The sequence below is a fragment of the Tenacibaculum aquaeponti genome, from assembly GCF_057221555.1.
Genome location: NZ_CM170147.1, coordinates 972668 through 979312, shown reverse-complemented (window position 1 = coordinate 979312; position 6645 = coordinate 972668). Strand labels below are relative to the sequence as shown.

General features: G+C 29.6%; 4 protein-coding genes. 2 read left to right on the top strand and 2 right to left on the bottom strand.

Going from position 1 to position 6645, the window contains the following annotated elements; translation table 11 throughout:
* The first annotated feature begins 19 nt into the window (after nucleotides 1-19).
* The gene (locus AC2TEO_RS04445) at nucleotides 20-952 is read left to right on the top strand and encodes a PorP/SprF family type IX secretion system membrane protein (protein WP_442266953.1); all 933 of its coding nucleotides are present in this window, start codon (nucleotides 20-22) and stop codon (nucleotides 950-952) included.
* A gap of 11 nt (nucleotides 953-963) precedes the next feature.
* Nucleotides 964-3111 carry an OmpA family protein gene (locus AC2TEO_RS04440; protein ID WP_442266952.1) on the top strand — a complete coding sequence of 716 codons (2148 nt, stop codon included), beginning with the start codon at nucleotides 964-966 and terminating at the stop codon, nucleotides 3109-3111.
* A 61-nt stretch (nucleotides 3112-3172) separates the two neighbouring features.
* Here the strand turns inward: AC2TEO_RS04440 and AC2TEO_RS04435 are convergent, their stop codons facing one another.
* Both AC2TEO_RS04435 and AC2TEO_RS04430 read right to left on the bottom strand, forming a co-directional pair.
* On the bottom strand, nucleotides 3173-3625 hold the full coding sequence (locus tag AC2TEO_RS04435) for a DUF4199 family protein (RefSeq protein ID WP_442266951.1): 453 nt from the start codon (nucleotides 3623-3625) through the stop codon (nucleotides 3173-3175).
* Nucleotides 3626-3690: 65 nt separating this feature from the next.
* A complete protein-coding gene (locus tag AC2TEO_RS04430; RefSeq protein WP_442266950.1) occupies nucleotides 3691-6588 on the bottom strand; it encodes an FAD-binding and (Fe-S)-binding domain-containing protein in 2898 nt (965 codons plus the stop codon).
* Nucleotides 6589-6645 lie beyond the last annotated feature (57 nt).

Sequence of the window (6645 nt, the reverse complement as noted above, 5' to 3'; positions counted from 1 at the left end):
TAAAGTGTAAAAATAAATAATGAAGTCACTTTTATTAAGAAAAATAGTTTTAATGATTAGCATCTGTTTTGTGACAGATGCTATATCTCAGCAAGATCCGCATTATACACAGTATATGCTAAATACAATGTCTGTAAATCCTGCTTATGTTGGATCAAAAGGACATACAGTACTTACTGCTTTAGGAAGAACTCAATGGGTTGGTTTTGAAGGGGCACCAGATACTCAAAATTTAAGTTATGACTCACCTATAGGTTATAGTGGATTAGGTATAGGAATTAATTTAGTAAATGATAGATTAGGACCGTCACATGAAACATATCTTGATGGTAATGTTTCTTATACAGTTCAAACTGGAGATGAGGGAAATCTTGCTTTTGGTTTGAAATTAGGAGGTAGACTTTTAAATGTAGATTGGAGTATAGGTAACCCTAATGGAGATGGAGCTGATCCTACATTTGCTCAAAATATTAATAATAGGTTTTTACCAACTGTTGGTGCAGGTATTTATTATCATGAACCTAAATGGTATATAGGTTTATCTGTACCTAACTTTTTACGTCAAGAGCATTATGACGCTACTAATACAGTTGGTGAAACAGCAGTTGAAAGATTGCACTATTTTTTAATTGCAGGTTATGTTTTCGACCTTAATGAAAATATAAAATTTAAACCTGCTGCATTAGCTAAATTAGTTTTTGGAGCACCATTATCAATAGATGTTTCTGCTAATTTCTTATTTAATGAGAAGTTTAGAGTTGGAGTAGCTTGGAGATGGGACGATTCTGTTGCTGCCTTAGCTGGTTTTCAGGCAAGTGAATCATTACACATAGGATATGCTTTCGATTTAACTACTTCAAATTATAACGTAGTTAATAGCGGAACACATGAAGTACTTTTACGATACGAAATTTTTAAACAGGCTAGAATGAAATCCCCCAGATTTTTTTAAAGCTTATCATAATGAAAAAACAGACACTATCAACCACTTTAATTCTAACACTACTAACAACATTACCATTATTATCTCAAAGCAAAAGAGTTGCTGATAGATATTTTGAAGAATTTGCATATTTTAAAGCGGCTAAAATTTATGAAGCAGTTTATGAAAAAGGTGATACTTCTAAATATATTTTACAAAGAATTGGAGATTCTTATTACAACAACTCTAGAACAGAAGAAGCAGAAATATGGTATAAAAAATTAATCGAAGATTCAAAAGAAACAAATCCTAACTATCTTTTTAAGTACGCACAAGTTCTTAAAAGTAATGGTAAATCAAAAAAATCAGATTCAATTTATATAGCTTTAAATAAGAATGATGTTAGCGATAACAAAAAAAAATATATAGATAAAGTTAATCATTTTCAAGATTTTATTAATGGTGGAAGAAAGAAAATAAGTATTAGAAATTTAGCAATAAATACACCTTTTTCAGATTTTGGAGGAGTAATTTTTAAAGATGAAATATATTATGCTTCAGCTGCACCTAAAGGAATCAAAGGAGAAAAAGTTTACAGGTGGAATAATCAACCGTTTTTAAACCTATATAAATCGAAAAGCTATATTCAAAAGTTAGAAAATACAAAGTACGATACCATTTACGGTGTTCAAGATAAAAAGATATTATCATCACCAGTAAACACATCATTTCATGAATCTTCTGCCGTTTTTACTAAAGATGGAAAATACATGTATTTCTCTAGAGTAAATTATGACGGAAAAAAACTTCGAAAGGATAAAAAACAAACGGTAAACCTAAAATTATATAAAGCAGAGAATATAAATGATAATTGGGAGAATATAGAAGAATTACCATTTAACAGTGATAATTATTCAGTCGGTCATCCAGCTTTAAGTCCAGATGAAAAAACATTGTATTTTACTTCTGATATGCCTGGTTCTATAGGTGCAACAGACATTTTTAAGGTTGAAATTAACGAAGATGGTTATGGGAAACCAATCAATTTAGGAAATACAGTAAATACATCAGAAAAGGAAATGTTCCCTTTTGTTTCTGAAGATGGTGTGTTATTCTTTTCTTCTAATGGACATAGAGGCCTTGGTCTTTTAGATATTTTTCAAACAAAAATTTATGAAGATGGAACTTTTAGTAAAGTTGTAAACCTTGATTTTCCTTTCAATAGTAAAAAAGATGATTTCGCTTTTTATGTAGATGCTACAGGAAAAAAAGGATTCTTTTCTTCAAATAGGTCAAAAGGAAAAGGAGACGATGATATTTACAGTTTTTATATTTCTCAATTACCTAAACCAAAAGAATGTTTACAAACTATCACAGGTACTCTTACAGATAAAGTAACTAAAGCTCCAATAGCAAATGCTATTATAAAATTAGTAGATAAAGCCACTGGTACAATCGTAAATGAAGCTTTAACAAATAGTGAAGGTAAATACAGTTTTGATAAAGTAGTTTGTGGTACCGATGTTTTATCTGTTATTGCAGAACAAAGAGATTATAGATCGGCAGCAAAAAAAGACTTTAATTTAACAAAGGAAAATGGTAAAGTAATTAGAGTTGATTTAATATTAGATCCATTAATCGTAGGTAATCAAATCGTAATTAAACCAATTTATTTCGATTTTAATAAATCTTTTATTAGAGAAGATGCACAATACGAACTTGAGAATATTGTTGCTGTTATGAATAATCATCCAAAAATGATTATAAAAATTGAATCTCATACAGATAGTAGAGGAGGAAAAGCTTATAATAGAAAGTTATCTGATAGAAGAGCAAAATCTACAAGAGATTTCTTAATCTCAAGAGGAATTGCGTCTAGTAGAATAGAAAGTGCAATTGGTTATGGAGAAGATAAGTTATTAAATCATTGTGATGATAAGAACAGTAAAAAATGTTCAGAAGAAGAACATCAATTAAATAGAAGATCATATTTCTATATTGTTAGCGGTAAAAATGAGATAACAATAGAAAATAGTAAACCTAGAATTATTGATAGAAAAGGTTATAAAGATCAAAAAGCGATAATGCAAAGGTTAAGAAGAATACGCACTCCAAAAAGAAAACTCCTAAAAGGAAGACTTGGAAAACGTGACAATAAATGTTACAAAAGTGAAGAAGATTGTAACTAATTTTTAAATAATCCCTAAATTATTTTAAGTTTAAGCGAGAAAGTTTACTTTCTCGCTTTTTTTATGTTAAAATACTAGAGGTCGATTTATAGTTTTTATAATACTGCATTAAAATAAAAGAACACATAACAGAAGATGCAGTTCCTTCAATAGATAATGCAAATACAACCATTTCTAAACTAAGTTCTTTTCCCCAAAATGAAGAATTTTCTAATACAGACATAAAGTTTGGATCAATAAAACCTACATAAACGATTAAACCTATAATCGTTAAAGCAATACCAATAACAGAAGAACCAAAACCAACATAAAAATTATTAAAATAAGATTCCTGTTCATTTAGGTCTATATTTTGTTTTATAGCTCTGTTAACACCATAAAAAACAAAAAGAAAATTTAAAAAACGGAGTTCAGAAACATTATCTAATCCTAAGACTTTCATCAATAGAAAAAAAGCAACAATACAAGAATAGATAAGTAAACCATTCTTAAAAATTATTTTATTAGTGCTCATATTTAAGAATTTTTAAAAGTTAGATATTCTTAAATATACGAAATAAAATAATGATTTTCAATTATTTAGATTAAAGCCTCTTTTAGTAAGGTGATTGGATGTTTCGCTATTTTACTTGTTCCGTCATATATTTGATGTCTACAGCTTGTACCTGAAGCAGCTATTTCTGTGCTGTTAGAAGCATTTCTAACCTTTTTGAATAAAGTATCTTCACCAACTTGCATACTAACCTTATAATGCTCTTTTTCGTATCCAAATGAGCCAGCCATACCACAACAACCTGTATTCATAATTCGAACAGTATAGTTTTCAGGAATATTAAGCATTGTAAAAATCGAATTTGTGGTAGACAAAGATTTTTGATGACAATGACCATGAATCTTAATTTCTTTACTAGAAGAAGTAAATTGACTAGAAGTTATATTTCCTTTCTCAATTTCTTTCGAAAGAAACTCTTCAATAGTAAATGTATGTTCAGCAATTTCAGTAGCCGCTTTTTTATTATCAGCTAATCGTAAATATTCATCTCTAAAAGTTAAAATAGCAGAAGGTTCAATTCCTATTAAAGGTTTGTTTTTGGAAACTTTATCTTTAAATAATTCAACATTTTTATTCGCGATAGTTTTAGCTTCTTTTAGAAAACCTTTTGAAATATAACTTCGTCCGCTTTCTTCATGATTTAAAACCTCAGCCTTATATCCTAAAGCATTTAATACAACTATTGAATCTTTTCCAATTTCAGTATCATAAAAATTGGTGAACTCATCATTAAATAACAATACCGTTTTTTCGCTATCTTTCTGATTCGTTTTCTTTAACCAAGCATCTAAGGTTTGTTTAGCCAACTTTGGAACTGTTCTTTCTGGTGCAACTCCCATTACTTTTTTAGCTAAACTCGTATTGGTTAAGAAGTTTGTAATTGTAGGAAATTTGCTTCCTAATTTATTATATTTTGCATTATTTGCAAATAATTTACTTCTGAAAGAATATCCATTAGTTTCTTGATATTGATATAAAAACTCTGCTTTTAAAGAAGCAACATCAACATTACTAGGGCATTCACTAGCACAAGCTTTACAACTTAAACATAAATCGAAAACAGTTTTTAATTCTTTATGATTAAACTTATTTACTTGATCTGAGTTCGTTAAAAATTCACGTAAAGCATTGGCTCTCGATCTAGTAGTGTCTTTTTCGTCTTTAGTGGCTCTGTAACTCGGACAAAGAGTTCCGCCTGCTTCAGGAGATTTTCTACAATCACCAGAGCCATTACATTTTTCCGCTAATCTTAAAATTCCTTCACTATCAGAAAAATCAAAAATGGTATTAATTTCTGGTTCATTTCGATCAACTTCATAACGCAAACTTTCATCCATTTTAAAAGCATCAGTTATCTTTCCTTTATTGAATACGTTATTCGGATCAAAAGCTTTTTTAATACGTTTTAAAAGTTGGTAATTACGATCACCGATCATTAAAGGAATAAATTCAGCCCTTACAATTCCATCTCCATGTTCACCACTAAAAGAACCATTATATTTCTTTACAAGTTCTGCAGTTTCCGTTGTTATTTTTCTAAATAAATCAACATCTTCTGCTTTCTTAAGATTCAAAATAGGTCTTAAATGCAATTCTCCAGCTCCGGCATGCGCATAATACACAGCCTGTTGCTGGTATTTGTCCATAATTGCAGAAAATTCTTCAATGTATTCAGGTAAATCATGTAAATCCACAGCAGTATCTTCAATACAAGCTACCGCTTTTTTATCACCAATCATATTCCCTAATAATCCAAGTCCAGCTTTTCTTAAATCTAGAACTTTTTTAATATCATCACCAAAAACTTTAGGATAATGATATCCGAAATTATTGTCTTTTAAATCTTGAATTAATTTATCGGCTAACTCTTCAACTTTTTCTTTAGAATCGGCTTTAACTTCTAACATTAAAACAGCTTCAGGATCTCCCTGAATAAAAAATCTATTCTTAGCTTGTTCTCTGTTATTTTTAGTACAATCTAAAATCACTTTATCCATTAATTCACAAGTGAATAAATTATGATTCATAGTTGTAATTGTAGCTTTTAAACTCTCATTTACACTGGTAAAATGCGGAGTAACCATAATGCTATGAGTAGGAGGAAGGTCGTCTAATTGAATCGTAATAGCAGTCATAAAAGCTAAAGTTCCTTCACTTCCTGAAAGAAATTTGGCTGTGTTAACGGTATCATCTTCACCTCCAAATAAATTTGAAGTCAAAAACTCATCAACAGCATAACCTGTATTTCTTCTATGAATTGCAGCTTTCGGAAACTCTTTTAAAATTTCATCTTGAGTTTCTTTAGAACTTAATTCAAAGAAAATTGATTTATATATTTTCCCTTCTAAATCATCTTGAGTTGTCTTTTTACGGAATTCTTGAGAGGAAATTTCAGAAAAAGTAGCTTTAGATCCATCGGATAAAAGAGCATCGATAGCGATTACTTTATCTCTTGTAACACCATATCGAATAGAAGTACTTCCAGAAGAATTATTTCCGACCATACCACCAATCATACAACGATTTGAAGTAGATGTATTCGGACCAAAAAATAATCCGTAAGGTTTTAAAAAACGATTTAAATCGTCTCTAATAATTCCTGGTTCTACAGTAATGGTTTTATTTTTTTCATCAAAGGCAAGAACATTTGTAAAGTGTTTTGAAACATCAACAATAATTCCATCACTAACACACTGTCCAGCTAACGAAGTACCTGCAGTTCTAGGAACTAAAGTAATATTGTGTTGTATAGAAAAATCGATTAATATTTTAATATCTTCAATAGTTTTAGGAAAAGCAACTGCTGTTGGTATTTTTCTATATACTGAAGCATCTGTTGCATATATACTTTTATGAAGATTATCAAATACGAGTTCACCTGATAATTTTTCTGAAACAATTTGTAGTTGTTTGTCTAGTGTCATGATAAATAAGGAATTTACCTTTTAAATGTTGTGTTGATTTCTATTGATTTTTGAATC

Excerpts from the sequence above, each read along its gene's own strand:
- AC2TEO_RS04445 (WP_442266953.1), top strand. The coding sequence starts at position 20 with ATGAAGTCACTTTTATTAAGAAAAATAGTTTTAATGATTAGCATCTGT.
- AC2TEO_RS04435 (WP_442266951.1), bottom strand. The coding sequence starts at position 3,625 with ATGAGCACTAATAAAATAATTTTTAAGAATGGTTTACTTATCTATTCT.
- AC2TEO_RS04430 (WP_442266950.1), bottom strand. The coding sequence starts at position 6,588 with ATGACACTAGACAAACAACTACAAATTGTTTCAGAAAAATTATCAGGT.
- AC2TEO_RS04440 (WP_442266952.1), top strand. The coding sequence starts at position 964 with ATGAAAAAACAGACACTATCAACCACTTTAATTCTAACACTACTAACA.